Source organism: Photobacterium nomapromontoriensis (genome assembly GCF_050336815.1).
GTDB lineage: Bacteria > Pseudomonadota > Gammaproteobacteria > Enterobacterales > Vibrionaceae > Photobacterium > Photobacterium nomapromontoriensis.
In genome coordinates, this window is sequence record NZ_JAKJSL010000040.1 from 45,017 (window position 1) to 66,451 (window position 21,435).

Annotated in this window: 13 protein-coding genes; 4 read left to right on the forward strand and 9 right to left on the reverse strand. The window is 40.0% G+C overall.

Translation table 11 applies throughout. The features are described from left to right. Together rsmF and L4D12_RS17280 are read left to right on the forward strand one after the other, a co-directional pair. Entirely contained in the window at positions 1 to 1,431 is a 1,431-nt protein-coding gene (rsmF, locus tag L4D12_RS17275) for a 16S rRNA (cytosine(1407)-C(5))-methyltransferase RsmF (protein WP_428449076.1), read from the forward strand. Positions 1,432 to 1,911: 480 nt separating this feature from the next. After that, a complete protein-coding gene (locus L4D12_RS17280) occupies positions 1,912 to 2,499 on the forward strand; it encodes an FMN-dependent NADH-azoreductase (protein WP_428449077.1) in 588 nt (195 codons plus the stop codon). 104 nt (positions 2,500 to 2,603) lie between these two features. Here L4D12_RS17280 and L4D12_RS17285 read toward each other — a convergent pair whose 3' ends face one another. Both L4D12_RS17285 and L4D12_RS17290 read right to left on the reverse strand, forming a co-directional pair. Next, positions 2,604 to 3,959: a MipA/OmpV family protein gene (locus tag L4D12_RS17285; protein ID WP_428449078.1), complete on the reverse strand. Its 1,356-nt coding sequence runs from the start codon at positions 3,957 to 3,959 to the stop codon at positions 2,604 to 2,606. Positions 3,960 to 4,119: 160 nt separating this feature from the next. After that, the gene (locus tag L4D12_RS17290; RefSeq protein WP_428449079.1) at positions 4,120 to 4,428 is read right to left on the reverse strand and encodes a DUF496 family protein; all 309 of its coding nucleotides are present in this window, start codon (positions 4,426 to 4,428) and stop codon (positions 4,120 to 4,122) included. Between the two features lie 586 nt (positions 4,429 to 5,014). On the opposite strand from L4D12_RS17290, the gene cspE (L4D12_RS17295) reads away from it, so the two are divergent. Then, the gene (gene cspE, locus L4D12_RS17295) at positions 5,015 to 5,224 is read left to right on the forward strand and encodes a transcription antiterminator/RNA stability regulator CspE (protein WP_428449080.1); all 210 of its coding nucleotides are present in this window, start codon (positions 5,015 to 5,017) and stop codon (positions 5,222 to 5,224) included. Positions 5,225 to 5,635: 411 nt separating this feature from the next. Further along, positions 5,636 to 5,845, forward strand: coding sequence for a transcription antiterminator/RNA stability regulator CspE (gene cspE / locus L4D12_RS17300; protein ID WP_428449081.1), 210 nt, complete (start codon positions 5,636 to 5,638; stop codon positions 5,843 to 5,845). A 71-nt stretch (positions 5,846 to 5,916) separates the two neighbouring features. On the opposite strand, the gene L4D12_RS17305 is transcribed toward cspE (L4D12_RS17300), so the two are convergent. From L4D12_RS17305 to L4D12_RS17335, 7 genes are all read right to left on the reverse strand, one after another. Next, positions 5,917 to 7,566: a response regulator gene (locus L4D12_RS17305; RefSeq protein WP_428449082.1), complete on the reverse strand. Its 1,650-nt coding sequence runs from the start codon at positions 7,564 to 7,566 to the stop codon at positions 5,917 to 5,919. A 3-nt stretch (positions 7,567 to 7,569) separates the two neighbouring features. Next, complete coding sequence (locus L4D12_RS17310) at positions 7,570 to 9,339, reverse strand: EAL domain-containing protein (RefSeq protein ID WP_428449083.1); 1,770 nt, start codon at positions 9,337 to 9,339, stop codon at positions 7,570 to 7,572. A gap of 3 nt (positions 9,340 to 9,342) precedes the next feature. Then, positions 9,343 to 12,546: an ATP-binding protein gene (locus tag L4D12_RS17315; RefSeq protein WP_428449084.1), complete on the reverse strand. Its 3,204-nt coding sequence runs from the start codon at positions 12,544 to 12,546 to the stop codon at positions 9,343 to 9,345. 274 nt (positions 12,547 to 12,820) lie between these two features. Continuing rightward, the gene (locus L4D12_RS17320; protein ID WP_428449085.1) at positions 12,821 to 13,279 is read right to left on the reverse strand and encodes a type II secretion system protein; all 459 of its coding nucleotides are present in this window, start codon (positions 13,277 to 13,279) and stop codon (positions 12,821 to 12,823) included. Positions 13,280 to 14,108: 829 nt separating this feature from the next. Beyond that, positions 14,109 to 16,706 (reverse strand): hypothetical protein, encoded by a 2,598-nt coding sequence (locus tag L4D12_RS17325; RefSeq protein ID WP_428449086.1) that lies wholly within the window; start codon positions 16,704 to 16,706, stop codon positions 14,109 to 14,111. A gap of 241 nt (positions 16,707 to 16,947) precedes the next feature. Beyond that, positions 16,948 to 18,831, reverse strand: coding sequence for a methyl-accepting chemotaxis protein (locus L4D12_RS17330; RefSeq protein WP_428449087.1), 1,884 nt, complete (start codon positions 18,829 to 18,831; stop codon positions 16,948 to 16,950). A gap of 218 nt (positions 18,832 to 19,049) precedes the next feature. Then, positions 19,050 to 21,239, reverse strand: coding sequence for an immunoglobulin-like domain-containing protein (locus tag L4D12_RS17335; protein WP_428449088.1), 2,190 nt, complete (start codon positions 21,237 to 21,239; stop codon positions 19,050 to 19,052). Positions 21,240 to 21,435 lie beyond the last annotated feature (196 nt).

Here is a 21,435-nt window from a genome sequence, read left to right on the forward strand (position 1 = left end):
TTGCATCCTAATATTCATATTCCAGACGCTTTCATTGAACAGATCCGTCAGATCATGCCTGAGCACCTTAGCATGGACGAGTTTATTGCTATCTGTAAAACGCCACTGCGTCGTAGTATCCGTGTCAATACGCTAAAAATCAGCGTGACAGATTTCCTTGCTCGCGTGGCAGATAAAGACTGGACACTGACGCCAGTACCTTGGTGCGATACTGGCTTTTGGATTGAGCGTGAAGATGAAGATAGTGTGTCATTAGGCAACACCGCAGAGCATATGGCGGGGCTATTCTATATCCAAGAAGCCAGCTCAATGATGCCTGTTACCGCTCTACTCAAAGACAATGATGCATTAGACTGTGTACTTGATATGGCCTCTGCGCCAGGTTCTAAAACCACGCAAATTGCCAGTGCGATGGAAAACCGTGGTGCACTTGTTGCCAACGAACTCGCTGCCAGCCGCATTAAAGTATTGCACGCTAACTTACAACGCTGCGGTGTATATAACGCCGCCCTCACCCATTTTGATGGGTGTGTGTTTGGTGGGTGGGCACCCGAATCTTTTGACTCGATTCTACTTGACGCACCGTGTTCAGGTGAAGGTGCGATCCGTAAAGATGATGATGCCATGGCAAACTGGAGTCTGGTCTCAGTTGAAGAGATTGCAGCCGTACAACGTGATCTGATTATCAGTGGTTTTCAGGCATTAAAACCTGGTGGCATTATGGTGTACTCAACTTGTACCTTGAACCTCAGTGAAAACCAGAAGGTTTGCCAACACCTTAAAGAGACCTTCGGCGAAGCCGTTGAATTTAAATCTCTTGCAGATTTATTTGATGGTGCCGACAAGGCCTTAACGGAAGAAGGCTTCTTGCACGTCTACCCACAAATTTATGATAGTGAAGGCTTCTTTGTTGCCCGTATTCGTAAATTGGCATCTGTAGAATCCCCCGAGGTCAAAAAACGGATGGGGAAATTCCCATTTACCCTAGCTAGTGATAAAGACCGCGAAGCGATCACCGCACAATTTGCAGCAAATCTGAATCTAAGCATTCCGGCTAGCAGTGATATTTGGCTACGTGATAAAGAAGTGTGGCTCTTCCCTTCACAATTACGCAACCTGCTCAAAGAGATTCGTTTCCAGCGGATCGGCATTAAGCTGGCCGAACAACATAAAAAAGGCTACCGTTGGCAACATGAAGCTATCATGACGCTCGCAACAGGCAATGAATCCACAGCGGTCGCGTTAAGCTCAGAACACGCTAAAGAATGGTTTATGGGGCGAGACATTCGTCCTGAAAACCTATCAGGCCAAGGGGAAGTCATTGTAACCTACCGTGATTACCCAATCGGTATCGGGAAATGGGTAGGTAACCGGATTAAAAATGGTTTACCGCGTGAGCTGGTTCGCGATACCAACCTGTTCGACATCTAAAACCTAACAGTGGTACAGGCAACGATAATTAATTTCCACAGAATTATCTAAGTGACATGATTATTTTGTTAAGTACCAGAGTTGAATAACATTCTTCGCGTCAAAACTGGCAAATCGTATCGGTTGAACTACCATTGATAGTGTAATTGATCTCCATTTACTAACCAGTTAGCGCAAGGCTCTCACGAGCCATTCCCCTAAGCCCGAAACAGGAGTCGTTTCGGGCTATTTTTTGCCTAAAATTCCCACAATCCACTCTCCCCGCCTAAGATGTTTAATAATATTGTTCATTTACATTCAATATCCTGCAATATCCAAAAAAACCAGTGTAATTAAAACATAAAAAATAATATTTACAGAAACTTACAGATGTTCGAATTTTTCGAACAATAAGCACGAAAAATTCCGCTATCTTACGATTTCTGATCACCGTATAGTTTCAATCAAACCCTACAGCATTACATGAAAAAGGAACAACTTATGGCTAACGTACTTGTTTTAAAATCAAGCATTCTTGGTGACTATTCACAATCCAATGGCCTTATTGACCACTTGGTCGATTCTCTTGAAGGCAGTGCTATTATTGAGCGTGATCTCGCGGCTCACCCACTTCCAGTCCTTGATGGCGAAATAGCAGGAGGGTTACGTGGTGGCGATCAACTGAACCCCAAACAAGACGCAGCGCTGGCCTTGTCAAACCAGCTCATTGAAGAGATCAACATCAGTGACACGATTATTATCGGTGCACCAATGTATAACTTCACGATTCCAACTCAGCTAAAAAACTGGTTCGATCTCATTGCTCGTGCTGGCGTGACATTTAGTTATACCGAAAACGGCCCTGTTGGCATGCTAACGGGTAAAAAGGTCATTATCGTGACTACTCGTGGGGGTATCCATAAAGATGCAGCCACAGACACTATGGTGCCTTATCTGAAGACTATTCTTGGCTTTATCGGCATGACAGATGTAGACGTTATTTATAGCGAAGCACTTAACATGGGTGAAGAATATGCCCAAACCGCACTCGCTAACGCTAAGGCCGAGCTAACTCAACTTACCGTTTAAAACGCCCGTTTAAGTCAGCTGAAACTTCCACGCGTTTTTATCATACCCTATCGATGCGTTGCTATTTGCACTCATCGATAGTTTTTTTTCATTTTGATTTGAGGTTAAAAATCAAACTGAACATACACAGTGTTGTAGTTACTGCCACCTTTTATCCGGCCAAACTGTGAAGCGCTTTCAAAAATCGCTGATCGGTGATGCAGGCTATAACCTAGCCACACCCCATCCATTGAGTGCTGGTTAAAGATATCCCCCAGATTCACATCGAACGAAAAACCCAAATAGTTGAGTAGCTTACTCGGCTCGTAACCTTTACGATCCATTTCCGATTGTTCAATATACGAAATACGATTGATATAAGACAACCCTTCAGCCATACCGAAGCGCCACGCTACTGGCCAGTTGAATGTATAGTAGGCCTTGATAGCCATGACGTACTCTTGTGAACTACTCTGGACGTCAGAATGCCAATGCCAGACAAAGCCTGGGGTTAAATAAATATCCAGCGGTAGACCAAATAATTCATCCGTTAACGGGTGCCCGTAGAAGAGTGATGTCAGTTGGTTATTAAATTCATCTTTCAACGTGTTACCACTAAATATTTCACCAATATTTGATGGTGTTGCCCAACCATGAGCAATTCGTAAATACGGTTGATTACTGATGCTCTGTTTTTTAGGTTGACTGGCATCATTAAAAAAGCCAAAGCCAAGATAAGCTTCACCCTGCCAGCCATCACTGACAATAGCCGAATCGCGAACATTAGCATCAAACCGACGGGCATATGCCCCACCAAGCAGATAAAGGTTTGATGCAACATGATAACTGGCTCCGACACCCAGTTTTGCATCAACCCCTGCATCTATCGATTCAACCGTCAGGCCATAATAATAACTATTGTATTCACGGCTCTTCCAGATCAGTGACAACTCGGGACGCAATCGCCAACTATCATAATGAAACTCTCCCGCCAGAGAGATCTGTGAACTGGCTCGTCCATCAACATCAAACAGGAGTTCAATGTCAGAGTAATAGTCTTGATCCCACCGATATTTATACTGCAGACCATAGTCCGCCGTATCGCCCCCAATCTGATTTTGAAATGATGATGGAATATCGATAAAGTGCATTCGCAGTAACGCATTCACTTCCCATTTATCCCGCCGATAAAGATTCAAGCCACCTTCCGTCCCATTCAGAAACAGACGATTTCCTTGGTAAAACATCATAGGAACAAAAGTGGTTACCGAACTATCTTCCACCACATTTTCCGTTGCGTAAGGGATTGATGCTTGACGAATAACAGCCGCAATGCCCCATTGTTCTTCACCATCTCGTAGCTTTCGTAAATCATACACAGAGATAGAGCCTGCAGGTTTACTCTCTTGCTCGCTTTCTGGTTCTACAGCCCATGCCGACATGGGAACAAAGCATACTATCCAGCTAAGTCGTTTAAGCAATCAATCCCCCTTTTTAATGCCCAAATACTGATATCTGTTCATCTGCATTCTGTAACGCTTCAGTTTCTGGCAAAAGCCATTGACTGATATCAATCATAGTAAATAACAGGCAAAAAAAAGCCCGATAAAAATCGGGCTTTTAAATTCAACAAATAGCGTATTAGTGGTGAGAAGCGATTTCCGCTTTCTTCAGATCTTTTACGTTCTTGCTTACTTCACGACGCTCTTTAGAAAGCTCTGCACTGATAATGATATGATCATCAACACGGTCTTCGTAATCGCCTTTCATGTTTTCAACGATTTCTACGATCTGATCGTGACTCATGTCTGCCTTGATGTAATCAAGTAGGTTTTCCAACAATTCTACACGCTTACGGTTATCACGGATTTTACGATCGTTATCCAGGATCTCACGCTTAAGCTTGTTCTTACGGCGAGTTTGACGAACTAGCTCTAGGATAGTGTTCATTATTTGTCCTTTTATGAATCTACAAAACCTAACTTCCCCCCGTTATAACAGAAACTATTGTTGCTACTCAAGTCACATTTCAACCAATCAAATAAGATCGCTCATTACTTTGATATATTGCAGAATTTACCCCAAAAACGATTATTGAAAAAAAATAATGCTTATGAGTATAACGTCTGCCACCATAGCAGCACTCCTGTCACTGACATCGGCAGCATAGAGATCACAACTCACTGAAATTGCAATAATTATTGCAACAATATTTGAGGTTTAGACATCACTCATTTCCTTCATAATGAATCAATTCTCCTTATTCATGTGAATAACTCCACATTTTTATCATAAATGTATTTGCAATTGGTATCAGGGTGCCTACTCTTGAATAGAGCAATAATGTTTGGCAGTACGCAACAACATGCAAGGGCAACATGCAAAAGCAACAATACGTAAGAATTGTTTCATGCAGAATCGCTTCATCTAGCAATACTTTTAACAAGTTACACTGGAGCAAAGGGATTCAATCGTTACCATCATGCAGTTAAATAGTATTGGCATATGTACAGATGTAAGTTATTCAGGAGACAACATGTCTAAAGCAACAGGTACCGTTAAGTGGTTCAATGAAGAAAAAGGTTTCGGCTTTATTACTCAAGACAACGGCGGTGCTGACGTTTTCGTTCATTTCCGCGCAATTACTGGCGATGGCTTCAAAACACTCGGTGAAGGTCAAAAAGTCAGCTATGAAACAGAGCAAGGTCCAAAAGGCCTTCAAGCGGCGAATGTAGAAAAAATCTAATTCCTTCCGTTTTAGATTCCAAGTAAAAGGGCTTTTTGAGGCCCTTTTTTACTTTTTGATGCGATATCACACCATACTCAACCAATCGTTATTGACAAATCACTCAGCGTAAGAAGTTGTATTTTCACACTAATAACCTCTTCTCCTTGTTATCTCTGTCACAATTCAGCGGCTAAACAACTAAATGCAACACTATTTACTTGCCTCCCACCCATTCATGTGGCCTAATGTTGCTCGGCCTGTAATGCAGACCTATTTATGCCACAAATTGAAATAGAAAACTTCGTTCCACCGCTTCACCCAGCGACTGTCCTGAAGATCTCAAAGTCCTTTTGTCCATAAGTAATACATTATGTTGGCTTAAGTACGCGATAATGCGTGATTTATATTTTTTTATTCAGGAGACATCTCATGTCTAAAGCAACTGGTATCGTTAAGTGGTTCAACGACGAGAAAGGCTTCGGCTTCATCACTCAAGACAACGGCGGCGCTGACGTATTCGTTCACTTCCGTGCTATCGCTGGTGACGGCTTCAAATCTCTAGCTGAAGGCCAAAAAGTATCTTTCGACATCGAACAAGGTCAGAAAGGTCCTCAAGCTGCTAACGTTGAGCGTGTTTAATTTTTAAACGCCTTACGTACAGATTTTAGAAAGAGCACCGAAAGGTGCTCTTTTTTTATTTGCTCTACAACTTAACTCTTCATTAATTGCAAATCAGTATCGACCATGTGAACGGCTCGCTCATAAATCCGCTCATAATTAATGTCATCCTGCTCTTTATCTGTCATCAACTGCCTGATCATCTTATCGCAATGATCTAACAATTGCCGCGTGTGATCTAAAGGCATGCCATTAGGAAGACTCCGAGACAGAATCATCACTATTTTTAAAGCCACAGCCCGCAATGTCGGACAGCGCCGAATAATAACGATATAAATGTTAAGCATTGCTTGGATGTTATCTTTCTGTCGATGAATAGAGCGATACATATTTTCCAGCCATTTCTGCTTCTCAATATTCGTATTATTCAGCGCTTTCGCCATCTCTATCTTACTCGACATAATAATCTCTGCTTCATTCGCAACCAGGGACTCATTACACCAGCGAATGCTCTTTGAGAATTCAGCATCATAAGACATAACATTCAGTAGCCAACAAAAATGAAAACGGTCATAAAAATGCACAAACGGCTTTGTTTTGTACAATGCGTTGAGAATTTCGATCGCTTCCACAAACTTCTTATCTTCCATTGAAAGATGAGCAACCAAGAGTTCAATCTGAGGCTTAAATTTCTCTTTTTGATCTTCTGCAAAACAATCTTTGATCATGAACCGTGCTTCATGAAGCAATCGTTCTCTTTCTATCCCATCCTTATTCCGTGCAGTATAGAGCAGCAAGCGGGTCAGGTTAAACCGAGAAAAGATATTATTTCGGTAAGTTTCTTTATTGATCTCCATGTATACCCGATATCGCTCTAGCGCACAGGTATAGTCCCCAACTGAAACGCAGAGGTTTGAAATCACGAGCTCACGTTCAGAATGCTCTGGTACCAGCTTATTCGCCGCTTTTAAATGTATAATGGCTTGCGGTATATCCTTATTCATTATACTCAGGTTTGCAGCCTCTACCCTCGCATTGATGTTATTAGGTGATTTTGCTAGTAACTCATTAAGGACATTGAACGCCTCGACCTTATTGCCAGTATGCATAAATACGTTTGCTAAACCAATTTTGGCCCAATCAACTGACTTCGTTTCAAGTGTTTTCTCATACACGTCCTTAGCTTCATTATATAGCTTTAAACGTCTTAAAAAAGTGCCTTTGAACTTCTGAATGGTGAGATAGTATTCAGGGAAAAAAGGGGCTAGCTCATCACACGCCACAACGCCCTGTTTATACTCTTGTGACTTTTCGGCAACATACAGTGAGAGCAGAACCTTCTTTCGATGAAGAGAGAGTGCAAGCCTCTGCTGCAACTGGATAATATTTATTGGCTTTAATATGTATTCATCCGGCATTAGTTCTAGAATAGAGCGGACGATCAATGATGAACTTTCTGCCGTGATCACAATAAAGACTGCATCATCTTTCAACAAATTATAGTGCTTAAATTCTTCAAAAACTTGCTTTCCGTTAAGACCTTTTCCGAAATTATAGTCACAAATGATCACATCAAACTTCTCACGAGAGGCCATAAACAAGCAGGCTCTAGCACTTTTTGTATGAAAGATATTGTGATCCAAAAAGCCTAACTTAATCAGCATACCTCGAAGGCTAGACAAGATGATTGGGGCATCATCAGCAATCAGGACCTTAAGTTCCATCAAGTTATTTTTGTTCATTTTCTATGAATCTACTCTGTTAAATTGAAGCAGCTCTATAATCGATTTCACGCCACATTTTTTTAAAACACGTGTTTTATAAGTACTCACTGTTTTCTGACTGATATCAAGTTCATTTGCAATCTGTTTATTCGACAGGCCTTTAATTAGGCAGCCTGCAACAAATAATTCTCTCTCAGATAGGCATTCTTGCACTTTACTATCGATCTCATATTTATTTTCATTTTCAATAGCGGCATTCACTACTTTATTGACGGTATCGTGCAGCGTTTTTGTTTTGACAACCCACTTATAGTTTGTTAACTGACTAACGACTATATCTGGGCATCGCGTTATGAACTCAGACAGAAATATAAACTTGCCACAGAAACCCAGCTCAATAGCTTTTAAACATAAATCAATGGTTCCCTGTGTAAGGAAATCCTGATTAATGATTATTGTATTTATCTGATAATCGTTAATCACATCTACACTCAATCCAGTGATTTTCTTAGACTTCACACTAAATACATTATAGTTTTTAAGTAGCTGCTTTTTTAGTGCCTTACTACTTAAGGTTTCATTATCCAGAATTAAACAATGTAGGCCATGAAATAAGTGGCTATCTTTAATTTTAGAATGACAATTTTGGTAATATTGTTCAGACAATGCCTCTGCTGTCATTGGTTTACCGGTAAAGTACCCCTGACAAATATCGCCACCAAGGTGACGAATGTACTCCCAGGTTGCCTTATCTTCTACCCCTTCGACCACACAATTAAGACCTAATGAATGTGCCAATATTAAGCTTGATTTAGTTACCTGTTGATGTCGATAGTTCGTAGCTAGATCATGAATAAACGACTTATCAATCTTTAATTCGGTATAAGGTAGCTGAACCAATTGAGCCAATGATGAGTAACCTGTCCCAAAATCATCAATCGATAAGCCAACACCATGCATCCTTAACCGCGCGAGATTAGCCAATGAATGGATAGTGCCATTATAGACATCATGTTCTGTCAATTCTAATGTCAACTTGTGGATAGGAAATTGATACTTTTCACATACCTCGATCACAGTATCACAGATAGCAAATTCAAGATTACTTTTCGATATATTAACCGAAAGCTGCAACTCAATCTGCAACTTAGATATAGCTGAAATGGCATTTTCAAGTACAGTATCAAAAAGTTGCTTGCTCATCCCTAAATACTCAATAGTATCTAAAAAATGAAGCGGCCCGATAATACCGTATAGTGGATGCTCAAAACGAACCAATGCCTCAACCCCTACCATTTCTCCCGATTCAAAATGGAATTGTGGCTGATAGTGATTGGTAAATAGGCCGTATTCAAAGCCTGCTTTCAATTCATCCACGGTTAATTCAAGCGTATCTAGCTGACTCTCTTTGGGTTCAGTGGCTAACGTCAGCTTTTCGAATACCTGCTCAAGGTCTTCCTGCTGATAAGGCTTTTTGATCACATCAACAAATCTAAAATTAGCAAGGCTGCACATGTTATAGATCAACGTCAATACCGCCTCATCCGCACCACTCAGAATAACGATACTTAAATCACAGTTATATTCAGCCACCTGAGCAAGAAAGCTCACTCCGTCCATTTGAGGAAGCTGAAGATCACAAAAAACCAAATCAACATTGTTTTTCTTGATAAGCTCTAACGCCTCAATACCGTTACTGGCAACAAGAATATCCTCAAAACCTAAGCGTTTGATCTTGATTTTAAGACTGACCATCTGAATAGAGTCATCTTCAATCAGTAGAATTTTCATTAATTAGTCCAAACTATTTAATTGCAGCCAGCTGTTAGCTTGAGCAACCACTATATTCATCTCGTTGATCAATTGTTGCTTATGCTTAGCAACATCTGCATCACTATCTGCTTTCTCTAATGCGACCGCTAATGAAATAAGATGCGTCAAACCCAAAACACCTGCAGACCCTTTTACGCGATGAGCTATAGACTTATGGTCTGAGGGCATACTTATCAAACAGTTAATATCAGACGCCAGTGCAGATGCTACCACCGTGGCAACCTCTTCTTTTTCATCCGACATGTACTGCTCAAGCCAGGTTGACGAATTCAACAGAGGAGAGAACTCGCAATGATTAACTAAATACTGACTGAGTACCTGATACAGCATATCTAAGTTGTATGGTTTAAAAATAATCGTATCCATACCTGCCATTTCAGCTTTAGAAAAGGCTATGCGAGAATCTTCTGCTGTACAACCAATCACTGGCTTATTTTGCCAAAAATGACGTTTTAACTGGCCTGTTAACGCATACCCATCCATATTAGGCATATGGCAATCGGTGATCAGTAAGGCATATTTATCACCATCACGTTCAAGCTCTTTCAATGCTTCCTGACCATCAGCCACTAACGTTGATGTCACACCTATTTCACTTAATTGCCGTTTAATCAGCAAACGGTTAATGGGATCGTCATCAGCCACCAGCACATGCCCAACTAAGCGCCGATGGCGACTCTTGTGCTCTGTATCTTCGGCAGCCTCATCAAGCATCTGCCATTTTCCAAACAAGAGATCAGGATAAAAGTTGATGGTTTGCTCATCATACCGAATACATTGTTCACCCTGTGACTGAGTTCCACACATTATCCCCCAGCAGCTTAACCACGATTCTGCGCGCTCATCATTGCTATACAAAAAATTTTTTCCTGGTTCCAACACCAAGGCTTCACCTTTGACAGGCAAAGAAACCGTCACACATGTTCCTTTATTCAATTCACTGTCGACATAAATTTCACCACCCATCAAATGGATCAAGCTCTGGACTATCGACATGCCTAGCCCTGTCCCCCCATACCGTCTTGCTATGCTGGCATCCGCTTGTATAAATGGCGAATAGATACTTTCCTTCTGCTCTGGAGTCATACCGCAGCCTGTATCCATGACTTCAATCAGCAATTGATTCTCAGTAACAAACACATTTACCGATACTTTACCTTTATCGGTAAACTTCACGGCATTTGACAATAAGTTTGTCACGATTTGATTCAATCTCATTGCATCAATATGTGCATAAACAATGGGGGTTGGTTCCCAATCAAGAACAAAGTCAAGTCCCTTTAAGGTTGCGTTTGCCTCAAAGTTACGCAGTAATGGAGAGAGTTCGTCAATCAAGCTATACCGACGTACATCAAGGTGTAGCTGCTCCGCCTCAATTTTTGAAAAATCGAGAATATTATTCACATGGTGCTTAAGGCTATCTGCTGAGTTTATTGCACTTTTTAGTAATAACTGACTGTCTTCATTTGTTATTTTCTTAGATAAAATCTCCATCAGTCCCAACATCGCAGCCAATGGATTGCGTAATTCATGACTCACGACGGCCAGAAAATGATTTCTTAATGCCATTGCACTTAAGGCTTCTTGCTGGGCCTTTTTCACTTTTCGGTAAGAAATAATCAGTGGCAGTAATATGAGAGAAAATCCAATCAACACAACAATACTGATTGAAAGCACCTCACTTTTATCAATGCCGTAATTGACTGTAATCCGGTTGTGCATAGACTTAAGTCGATCAATTTCATGAGACCCAATGGTATCTAACACTTTATTAATTAAATCGTGAAGAATAATATTTTCACTCAGCACTCTCATGCCAATATCAAGTTTAAGTATTGCAGAAGTATTAGGCTTGATAACTTCATAATTATCTGTAAAATGAATAAATAACGTCTGATCAATCAGATCTTTATTAATGACCATCTCTGATATCTTTCCCGCCTCCAGATCTGCGAGCAAATCATCGAAATGACTATATATCTTAACGGAGTCGAAAGTCACACCAAGCTGAATAAAACGATATAAATTACCCATGCGATCGAGAATGCCAAGCTGCCGTTTATTCATTTCTTTTTTTGTTTTCAAATGCATGAATTCTATTTCTGAATATTTATCAGTAATCAAGAAATCACGCTCATCCACATCTAACACATTCTGAAACGGCAAAATATCAACAGCACCATCTTTAAGCATTTGCCGTGGATCCCGTCCATTTGTAGGAACATACTTAATATCAAGGACTGTTCTTGAGTCTATCATTTCCATCAAATCATGAACAAAGCCTTTCAATTCGCCATCTACCATATCGTAATAAGATAAAGGAAATAAATCATCCTCTATGGTATAGCGAACAAGATTTTGTTCTTTATCTCTTGTTGGAAAATTATAATTTGCCGCTTCAACTAATGAATACACATTGTGTGAGTTTATTGGGTGTTCCGTTAGACCTATTTTTTCAGCAGCAATCACCTTGTTAAATATATCCCATAAAACAACTTTATTTTTAGGCATTAAAATACGATAGTCTTGATTCTCGATACTTTTATCAAACACTATTTTTCCATTAAATAAATGTTCTTTTCCTAAAGACATTAGCAATGTAGTGTAATTAAGTACTGTCGCATCGGCTAATCCTTGCATTACCATTTCCTGTGCAGCCTCAGGCGTGTTCACAATAGATAACGACTTATAGCCTTTATTTTCAACCAGATCACAATAGGATGAACCCTTTACACAGACCCAGCGTAAATTATCATGAGGTTTATCTGCTAATGATTTATCACTTAGCCAAATAACGCGCTTACTTTCATAAATGGTATCCGTAAGTAAAAAGCTCTGCTTACGTTCGGTAGACTCACCAAGCCCAATGATCGCGTCAACATCACCTTTACGCACACCTCCGTGAAGCTCATTAAGCGTTGAATAAAACTTATACTTTAACTCTGTACCAAGTTCACGACTTAACCCTAATGCGTAGTCATGGCTGATCCCTGAATAGGGTGCCCCTTCTCCTCCCCAATATGGTAACCATGCTTCCTTTAACGCACCCACCGTTAACATTGGATTTTTTTTAAGATACAAGCGCTCATCATCTGTCAAATAATCAGCAGATAACGCGGGATAAACCATGACACTAAAGACTAAACTAAGAATTCGTTTCAGCACACAAACTTCCGTGATATCGCTCGCAAAAATTATCGATTAGTGTATAACTAATTGGACATAATTCCAAGAACGCATAAACAGCCAAATATCAAATAAAATACTTATATTTCAATGAATTAATTTTATGTAAGAATAATCTTACATATAGATTTAGATCCTTTTGCTTTATCAAAAATAAATCATATCATGATATGTTTTTGATGCATAAGATACTCACCAATAAGCCATTAACAACTTAATACATCTACTCATATTCTTTTATATACCACAGTGGTTACACACAACCACTATCCTTCACAATTAATCTACTTGAACTGTAATCAATTAAACATTCTCGATCAATTTTAGCTTTAAAGGTAGATGGAAATAGCATAAACCCATCGTTGACTACAGAAACATCAAAATGTGACAAATCTATATCAATAAATGCGGCTATCTTTTCTTTTACTGACATATCATCTTCGTTTGTAAAATCTGGATACATAGTATCAGGATTAATAGAAATTAATTGACCGTTAATATCCAACTTTCCATCAATAACGGGTCCAATTATGGCCTTTGTGTGAACAATATCTAGAGCATTTTTCATTCCCGCCGCTTCTGACCTGAACACAGCGAGTCGAGCATCATTTTGAACACCCATAAATTTTGGAGCTACTGTAACTGCTAATATACCTAATATTACAATTACCATAACAAGTTCAATTAAGGTAAATCCTTTTTTCTTTAGCATCAATAAAGTCTCAATATATTCTATTTATAAATAATAACGATAAAACAAATAACATGGTTATTCTTTATTCTTGTTCTTAACAATCTTATCAGCTTCTGTAATGAATTTTTCCCGAATTGTTTCACGATTAATAGGACAATTCCTTGTTTTCCTTGCCTTTCGAGATAACAGAAAAGCCTGCTGTTGCGGTGTAAGGATAATCTCTTCTTTGGGTATGTCTTTTTTTATCGAATATTGACGTCTTGGTTCTATATTAAAACGACGAGGGTAAGCATAAGATGACTCTACAATTGATCGCAGGGATAGGTACCCACTCTTCTCAATGGCTTTTGTAAAACGTCGATATACACAATCTGTATCTGAACTTTTCATTTTATATTGATTAATATATTACATTGTACTTTATACAGATAATCATAAATCATGCATCATACCCAAAGTAAAGACTTTGACTCATTATCTCTAACTTCATACTATTACACTTAAGAATGTTCATCATAAAGAATACAACGTGAAGTAAATGTGAAGAATAAAAAATACATTAAATTTATATATGCTTTCTAATAGATAAAACTATCAAAACATGTTATTTGGCATATAAGTTAAATTATTGAACCTAAAAATAGAACATTCTGTTAACAATAACCACCATCTATCAGCGATGAATTTTTTGCATGACGTGATACTTATGTAAAGAGATAAAAACCGAGCATATAGAATACACTCGGTTTTCAACATCTTGTTATGATTGTTCAACGAATCATTTATCTAAGACTGAAAAATTAATCCTGTGGAACTATTTGCATCACTCATTAACGATGACTATTCCTTAGTATGGAAGTTCACCCGCTTTAGTCAGCTCGTTATAGACATCAATGAAAAGCTTAGCAAAGTGTTTTTCTGTCCAGTTACAAGGTACAGGAGGGCAACCGTCATACCAATTATTGCCGATTTGCTCACCGAGATACAACGCGAAGTCATACATGTCACCGTGTTCAACTTTATCGAGTTCTTTATCTGATAAACCAAAAACGGTTCCAGCATTACGGCCTAAGCTAAATGTATCTTGGAAACCCGCTGTTTTACGATAGTTAGTAAAAGCATTCGAATTTAACGTAATATCGAGCAAACTTGCGTACTGGGATTTTGTGCTAAATACTGTGCCATAAAGATACAGATCATGACCATAAGTTTCCTTATAATTCATTAGTTTATTTTTAAAACTATCACTAGAAATGATATAGGCAACATTTGATAGCAATTCAATATGTCGCTTAGCACTTTTCGAATCCCATGGCACTTCTGCTGTTGGATTAGTCAGTAACCGATCAGTAAATTCGATATCCCATGTAACTGAAATTTTCTTTAACTTATCAAGTAACGGGTGTTTTGTCTCAGTTGAAAAACGTGAGTCAAACAAATGCTGTGTACCGTAGTGACCATAGGTATTCCCCACACCGTCAAGCGAGCTCAGCATACCCGCATAGTTATATACACCGCTACCATCTGTTGTATTAAAGCTTTTATCTGCATTCAGCGCTAAAATAGGCATAGTAATACGTGTGTATGCTGGAAGCTTATTCAAGTTTGCCAGTCGAACCCAGCGATGCTGATTGTGCGCTTTAATATCCAGATCCACGTTCTGAATATCCACTTCTGTAAAGTTAGTAATTTCAACAGTATTACGGTCAACCAAGCGTACATTCACCATTGATCCCGTATTCGCAGCAAGTGACCAAAGACCTTCGCTTAACCCGTCTTGCAACACCTTATGTACACTTGTGCCTTCTGGTAGCGCATCAAATTCTAACTGAGCAGTTGGCACATACGCATTTGGCGCAAAGTCCAGCGTATCCAGTTTGTCAAACTGAACACTCTCAATAATAGAGTTACGCAAAGAGACTATTTCATCATCTCGAATAAGCAAATCCGTACCATTGACCCAAAAATCATCAATCAAGTAAATAGCTTTGTCAGCATCTTTGAACTGGTAATCATTAGCAATAAACTGTTCAATATCATACATTGCAAATCGAGTAGTCGATTCAACATATTGACCATTATTTTCTTTTACGAAGATGTATTTGTCGTTCGCATCCATAGATTCAAATGCGCTAAGATCTTTCACCATTGGTTGGAGTGTCATATCTTGCGACAGTGTGGCTAGATCATAAACCGCAGAGCCTTGTGAACCACCAGCAAGCAATTTAGAACCAACGAACTCAAGAGTAGATGGACGACCATGTGCATAAGCTAAGTAAGCAAAAGGTTGAATCGATTTAGTTTCGCCCAGTTGCGCTGCTTCATTGTGATAGACCGCAATTTTATCAGCATCTGCAACTAAAATGTATTGGCCATTAACGGCTATGCTACCACTACCGTTATGCTGAACAGAAAAAGAATACTGATACTGGTTAGTTTCACCATTAAATATATCTATACGATCATGTGCACCAATAGCTGAAACAAACAGCTGAGCCTGGTAGCTACGCAAATCATCTAGCCCCTTGTAGGCTTGATCCTTACTAATACCGAAAATTTTAGTCGTCGTGTTAGTTTTAGAATCGTAGATACCGACCATTGGCGAATCATACGACATATTTTCTGTTGTTGGCGAATGCGCGACAATTAGTTTGTCACCTAACTGCTCGATTGATACCAGATTTGCGTATTCAGCATTGACTCCAAACTTATAGGGTGCGAAATAACTCGCATCCGTTGGTGTATTCGTATCCGAGCCATCAAAGCAAGTTAATGCTTCATTTAAAATAAAATCGTTATCAAGGTGGCCATTTGGCAGATACTCAATGACACAACCGTTACCCCAGTCATAATTACCCCACTCTTTATTAACAACAGTGGCCCCCCCTTCGTACCAAGAAAACTCCCAATTTTGATCAAAGAAACTAAATAGGTTACGTGTTGCACTATCGTCGGCCCAGTTACGAAGAGGGATGATCGGCGTACCATGCTGTTCATCAATCTCATAATGAATACCATTAATTTCAATAAATTTCTTACCTTCTTTGAAAAAGTAGAAATCCGAATTTTTAGCAAATTCTCTTAGTTCTTTTACTCGCTGAACCATTTTCAACGACATTTCGTTCATAATTTGCACATAGTGAGCTTTATTAGTTTCTGTCATATTGGGTGTTGGTTCAGAGACAGGGGGAGCAGGAAGATCAATACTCGGTGCAGTTTCTGACTCTAATTTAGACACAAATACCCACGGTGATTCCCATGAATTTTGTGTAACTCCCGCTGGTGATTGATTTGGATTTGCCCACCACTGTGCTTCATAGATGCTACCGCTAAATTCTACGGTCTCTGCAGTAGCGTAGCTTTTACTTGGATCATATTTTTCTGCTGCAAACAAAGAGCCTGACGCGGCAAGTAAGATAGAAACAGATAATAGTTTTATTCGCATTTTAATTCCAATAACTAATTTTAAAGCATACAAAAGTAATTTTTTAAAACAATATTATTCACTCACAAATAAACCATCATTAGAATTAACCGTACAATAAAAAAAGCAAGGCTATAATTAAATTACTAACTAATGGAGTTATTTGTTTTGTGAGCTTTTTCCGTTTAATATTGATTTGTAAGTTCATTAAATAATAATACTGATAATTAATAAACTTAATCAATAATTAAAATATTTCAATTTAGACCTTAAACTGCAATACCTCGGTATTCATGACCGTAGATGAACGATGCATTTCCTTAGCATCTTGAGTTGCCTCCTCAATCTGTATAGCTAGATGATCAGAAACATCCTTAATTGACTGAGTATTGTGGCTTATATCTTCGCTAACCGCTCGCTGCTCTTCGGCTGCACTGGCTATTTGGATAGACATGTCAGATATCTCAGTAATAGCAGTAGTAATCTGGTTGAGGCTCTCACTGGCATCTTCCGCAAATCCGACACTCTGCCCTGCTAGTACGGTACTGGCCTGCATGCTATTTACTGCCTGGCGTGTATTTTGCTGTAAGTTTTCGATCATATCTCGAATTTCTACCGTTGAGTCATGCGTGCGTTGACTCAGCACCCTAACTTCGTCAGCGACAACAGCAAAACCGCGGCCTTGCTCACCTGCACGTGCAGCCTCGATAGCGGCATTAAGTGCCAGTAGATTAGTTTGCTCTGCAATGCCTTGGATAGTAGATAATATCTGATTAATGTCCTGTGCATTATTTTCTAATTCATGGATAAGATTAGCGGCATCATGAACCTGATTAGCCAGTGTCGTTATCGCCCCACGATTTTTTTCAATGACACCTTGCCCTTCTTTGCATGATGTCGATGCAGCCTGAACAGCAGCCGCTGTCATTTCAGCGTGGATAGCAACTTCTGTTGATGTCGCAGACATCTCATGGATCGCTGTGGCGATCTGGTTTATGTCATTTTGCTGATCAACCACTTTTAACGTCGCAAGTTCATTATTCTTGACTGATGTTTCAGCAAGATCACCAAGGGTATTCGATTGTTTGACAATGTCTTTGATCATCACCTGTAAATAGTCAAGGAAATGGTTCATATTACCCGCTAATTCACCGATCTCATCCATCCTCTCGATTTCAATACGTTGGGTAAGGTCACCGTTGCCCTTCGCCAACTGCTCGACCGCATGGTTTAATCTAACTAGAGGACGAAGAAGACTGTTAATGATAAGTGTGGCAATGATAGCTATGGCTGCATAAAGAGATAAAGAGACCATAATAATGAAGGTTCTTTGATCACTAATGCCAGCATATGCTAAAGATTGATCTTCAACTAATGCCAAAGTCCACCCAGTTCCCTCAACGGGTGTAGCATAAATCAATTGCTTACGACCACTACTGTCCATCAGGAATGTATGAATTGACTGTTGTGATTCAATTTTATTAATAAGTAATGGTGTCAGTTCGTTATCAAGTTCAGTTAACGGCTTGTGACTAAGTGATTCATCTTGATAAGCCACGATATTGTTATTGCCATCAAGCAAAATGGCGAAGCCATTATTTTCTAGTTTTAAATTGAGTACATGTTCAATAATACTCGTAATTTTCATATCGGCAGCTAACACGCCACGGTGCTGACCTTGGAATGCTTTGGCAAGACTCACGACTATACTGCCATCAAAGTCAGGATACGGTTCAGTTATGATTAAGCCTCCTTGGCTCATTGCATCCTGATACCACTGCCGTGTACGAGGATCGTAATCTGCTGGCCAGTCTTCAGATTTATCGCCATAAGCTATATTGCCATTATCAAAACCGGCATAGACAGACAGAAACTGCCCTGCTCGCTTAGTCAGTGATAGTTCGCGGTCAACATTGCCTTGGTTAGCGATTAATATTTCGTTAGCCAACATCATCTCACTGCGAATGGCGATCCAATCACTGATATTTTGACTAGTAGCCAGCCCAGTACTTTGCATTTTATTGTTGAGATTAGCGATGGTTTCTTGCGTTAGTTGAGAAATAGAAACCCATGCTTGGACAGAACTGACAATTGTGATAATCACCGCAATGGCTATCTGTATTTTTATTTTTAACGTTAATTTCATATCGTTTATCTTCGAATGATATTCTTATTTATGACTACGGTGGTATTTATATTCTTGGGTAATTAGCACTTACTCATCTGTTACATTTTTTTAAAATATCGTGTTACACAGTGATAAGAAATTCATGGATTTGAAAAAAGAAAAATATAATCACCTTAATCACACGTAACTAAAGTGATTGTTTTAATTAATATAACTTATTGAGTATTACATCTGCCTTATAACTTATCCCAAGCATCCGCCCAGTAGAGGCTCGTACCCGGTGCGTAAGAACCACTTGCACACCAACCAGAATATGGCCAAGGCTTACACTGGTATAAGTTACCATCACTGCCCGTTACAATGTCACCTTCACTATATGCAGTACCAGCGACATAATCTGGGTGTTCACCACCAGGAGGAGGTGTAATCGACCCACCGTCTTTAACGTTAAACGATGCTGTTTGGTTGAGGGTTTCACCCATTGAAGTCTCGCCAGTTGCCATAATACGGTGCTGACCCGCATCTAGACCAGTGAGTTCCAGCGTCACTGACTGGCGGCCATTCATAGACAAGCTCGCATCACCACCAGTAACCGCATTGCCCATTGCATCAGTAACGTTTACATAAACTGTCATTGAACTGCTTGTTTCAAGCTGCAATGTGAGTGTCAGGTTACCTTGATCTGCCGTATACTGGCTGTTGATCCCAGACAGTGTAAGTGTGTCATCTTGTGGGATTTCTCCACCGCCGCAATCACTGTTACTTGCCGGACGCCATACACCCCATTCACCAGTTGTCCCAGGCTCATGACCTTGTGTCCACCATTCTGCCCGCCATGTTTTACCTTTATGAGTGACGGTATCACCATCGTTGTAAACCGCATTGCGATCCCAGTCTTTGGCACAAACATTGCCATCAGAGACGGTTACTTGACGGCTTGCCGTTACTGTTTGATTTGCACTGTCAGTAACGGTGTAAGTCAACGTATATACGCCGACAATGGCAGTGTTCACTTCTCCTTCAATATGCATTTGATCAGTCAGATCACCATCCTCGGCATCAATGACTGTTATACCTGCTAGCGGGTTAAAGGTCGTGCCAATTTTAACGCTGGTGTCATCAACACCATCAAATACAGGCTTGAGACTGTAAACCTCAACATTGCGGCTTGCCATGGTTTGATTACCGTCGGTATCGGTGACGCTATAGACCAATACATACTGGCCGATACGCTGGGTATCTACCGTGCCATCGACTATGATACTAAATGTGAGATCACCATCTTCTTTGTCGGTCGCGGTAATACCTGCCATTGGGTTAAATGGATTACCATTACGAATGCGACTATCTGTAACACCAGCAAATACAGGCTGGCCTTCAGCGGGTGGTGGCGGCGTCTGGCTGTGAATAAATGGCCCATAGTCATTGATAAAGCTTTCGTTATATTGCTGGCCTGCGGCATTGGTGCCCATGTCCCAGTTCACTGACCATGTCATAACACCACGTAGTGGCTGACCTTGGCTGCGAAGATCATTGAATGCCGCGTATAGCTTATTCGGATCTTGGATAAAGCCTGTTGCGGCCGCATCGATGCTCGAAGGAATACCAAACACCAGTTTGTCGTGCGGGATCTTATGGAAGCCACGAGTTCCATTCACCAGCGAGTCAGAAATATAGTAGATGAATTCTTGTTTTAGACTGTCATTGTTCTGTGCAATCCAGCCCAAACCATCAATCCAGATACCATCGCCACCCTGATTGTAAAACTGTGGGTTAATCCAGTCGTAATAGCCTTCCAACGCGGTCAGGTAAGGAACATATTTACCGCCTGTTGTTAGGTAAGGGAATTCCGGCGCCATAGTGATCAGGAAGTTTTGCCCCTGAGCGGCATAGTGGTCTTTAACAATACGCAAGGCGGCGGGAATAACCGTCTGGTTATCAGAAGCCGTTACCGCAGATTGCTCAAGGTCAATATCGAGACCATCGAAGCCGAATCGATCGGTAAGGCGAATAATTTCAGCAGCGAACGCTTGTTCGTCACCTATTTTCAGCTCAACGTGAGCATCTGCACCACCGAGTGCAATCAAAACAGCACGGCCTTGCTTATTCAATTCGGCAATTTCATCAATGAAGGCTTGCTCAGAAAGGCCGATCATAGGATCTAGACGAAAAGTTGGGATTCGGCCTTCTCCGCTATCAAATACTTTCATGAAAGATACGTTAACCACGTTATACATCGGGTTGACCTCTTTCAAGGTTACACAAGGCGCATTCCCACCTTTATAACCGGCACCATCGCACCAGTTATGCCAATAGCCGACAACAACTCCGCCTTCAGGGTTAACCATTTCATCTGCCATAATGGGGGCGGTTGTACACGTAAGACCAAGCAATATGACCGATTGCAGTGCCATAGATTTAATCATTAAAGATTTCTCTAATCAATAGATACTAGATAGGATGAAATATAATCTTAATATGACACATTCACTAAATGCAACTTGTAATTAATGTTATAAATATAAATAATCTAATTTCATTCAAAATAAAGACAAAAGTAAGAATATTCCTACCTGATAATACAAAATTGAACATATCAAAAAGCAACATGTAACAATAAAA

What these genes read in the sequence shown, in the direction of transcription:
- L4D12_RS17290 (WP_428449079.1), bottom strand. Translation starts at nt 4,428, where the DNA reads ATGAACACTATCCTAGAGCTAGTTCGTCAAACTCGCCGTAAGAACAAG.
- L4D12_RS17310 (WP_428449083.1), bottom strand. Translation starts at nt 9,339, where the DNA reads ATGAAAATTCTACTGATTGAAGATGACTCTATTCAGATGGTCAGTCTT.
- L4D12_RS17325 (WP_428449086.1), bottom strand. Translation starts at nt 16,706, where the DNA reads ATGCGAATAAAACTATTATCTGTTTCTATCTTACTTGCCGCGTCAGGC.
- L4D12_RS17335 (WP_428449088.1), bottom strand. Translation starts at nt 21,239, where the DNA reads ATGATTAAATCTATGGCACTGCAATCGGTCATATTGCTTGGTCTTACG.
- L4D12_RS17320 (WP_428449085.1), bottom strand. Translation starts at nt 13,279, where the DNA reads ATGCTAAAGAAAAAAGGATTTACCTTAATTGAACTTGTTATGGTAATT.
- cspE (WP_428449081.1), top strand. Translation starts at nt 5,636, where the DNA reads ATGTCTAAAGCAACTGGTATCGTTAAGTGGTTCAACGACGAGAAAGGC.
- L4D12_RS17280 (WP_428449077.1), top strand. Translation starts at nt 1,912, where the DNA reads ATGGCTAACGTACTTGTTTTAAAATCAAGCATTCTTGGTGACTATTCA.
- cspE (WP_428449080.1), top strand. Translation starts at nt 5,015, where the DNA reads ATGTCTAAAGCAACAGGTACCGTTAAGTGGTTCAATGAAGAAAAAGGT.
- L4D12_RS17305 (WP_428449082.1), bottom strand. Translation starts at nt 7,566, where the DNA reads ATGAACAAAAATAACTTGATGGAACTTAAGGTCCTGATTGCTGATGAT.
- L4D12_RS17330 (WP_428449087.1), bottom strand. Translation starts at nt 18,831, where the DNA reads ATGAAATTAACGTTAAAAATAAAAATACAGATAGCCATTGCGGTGATT.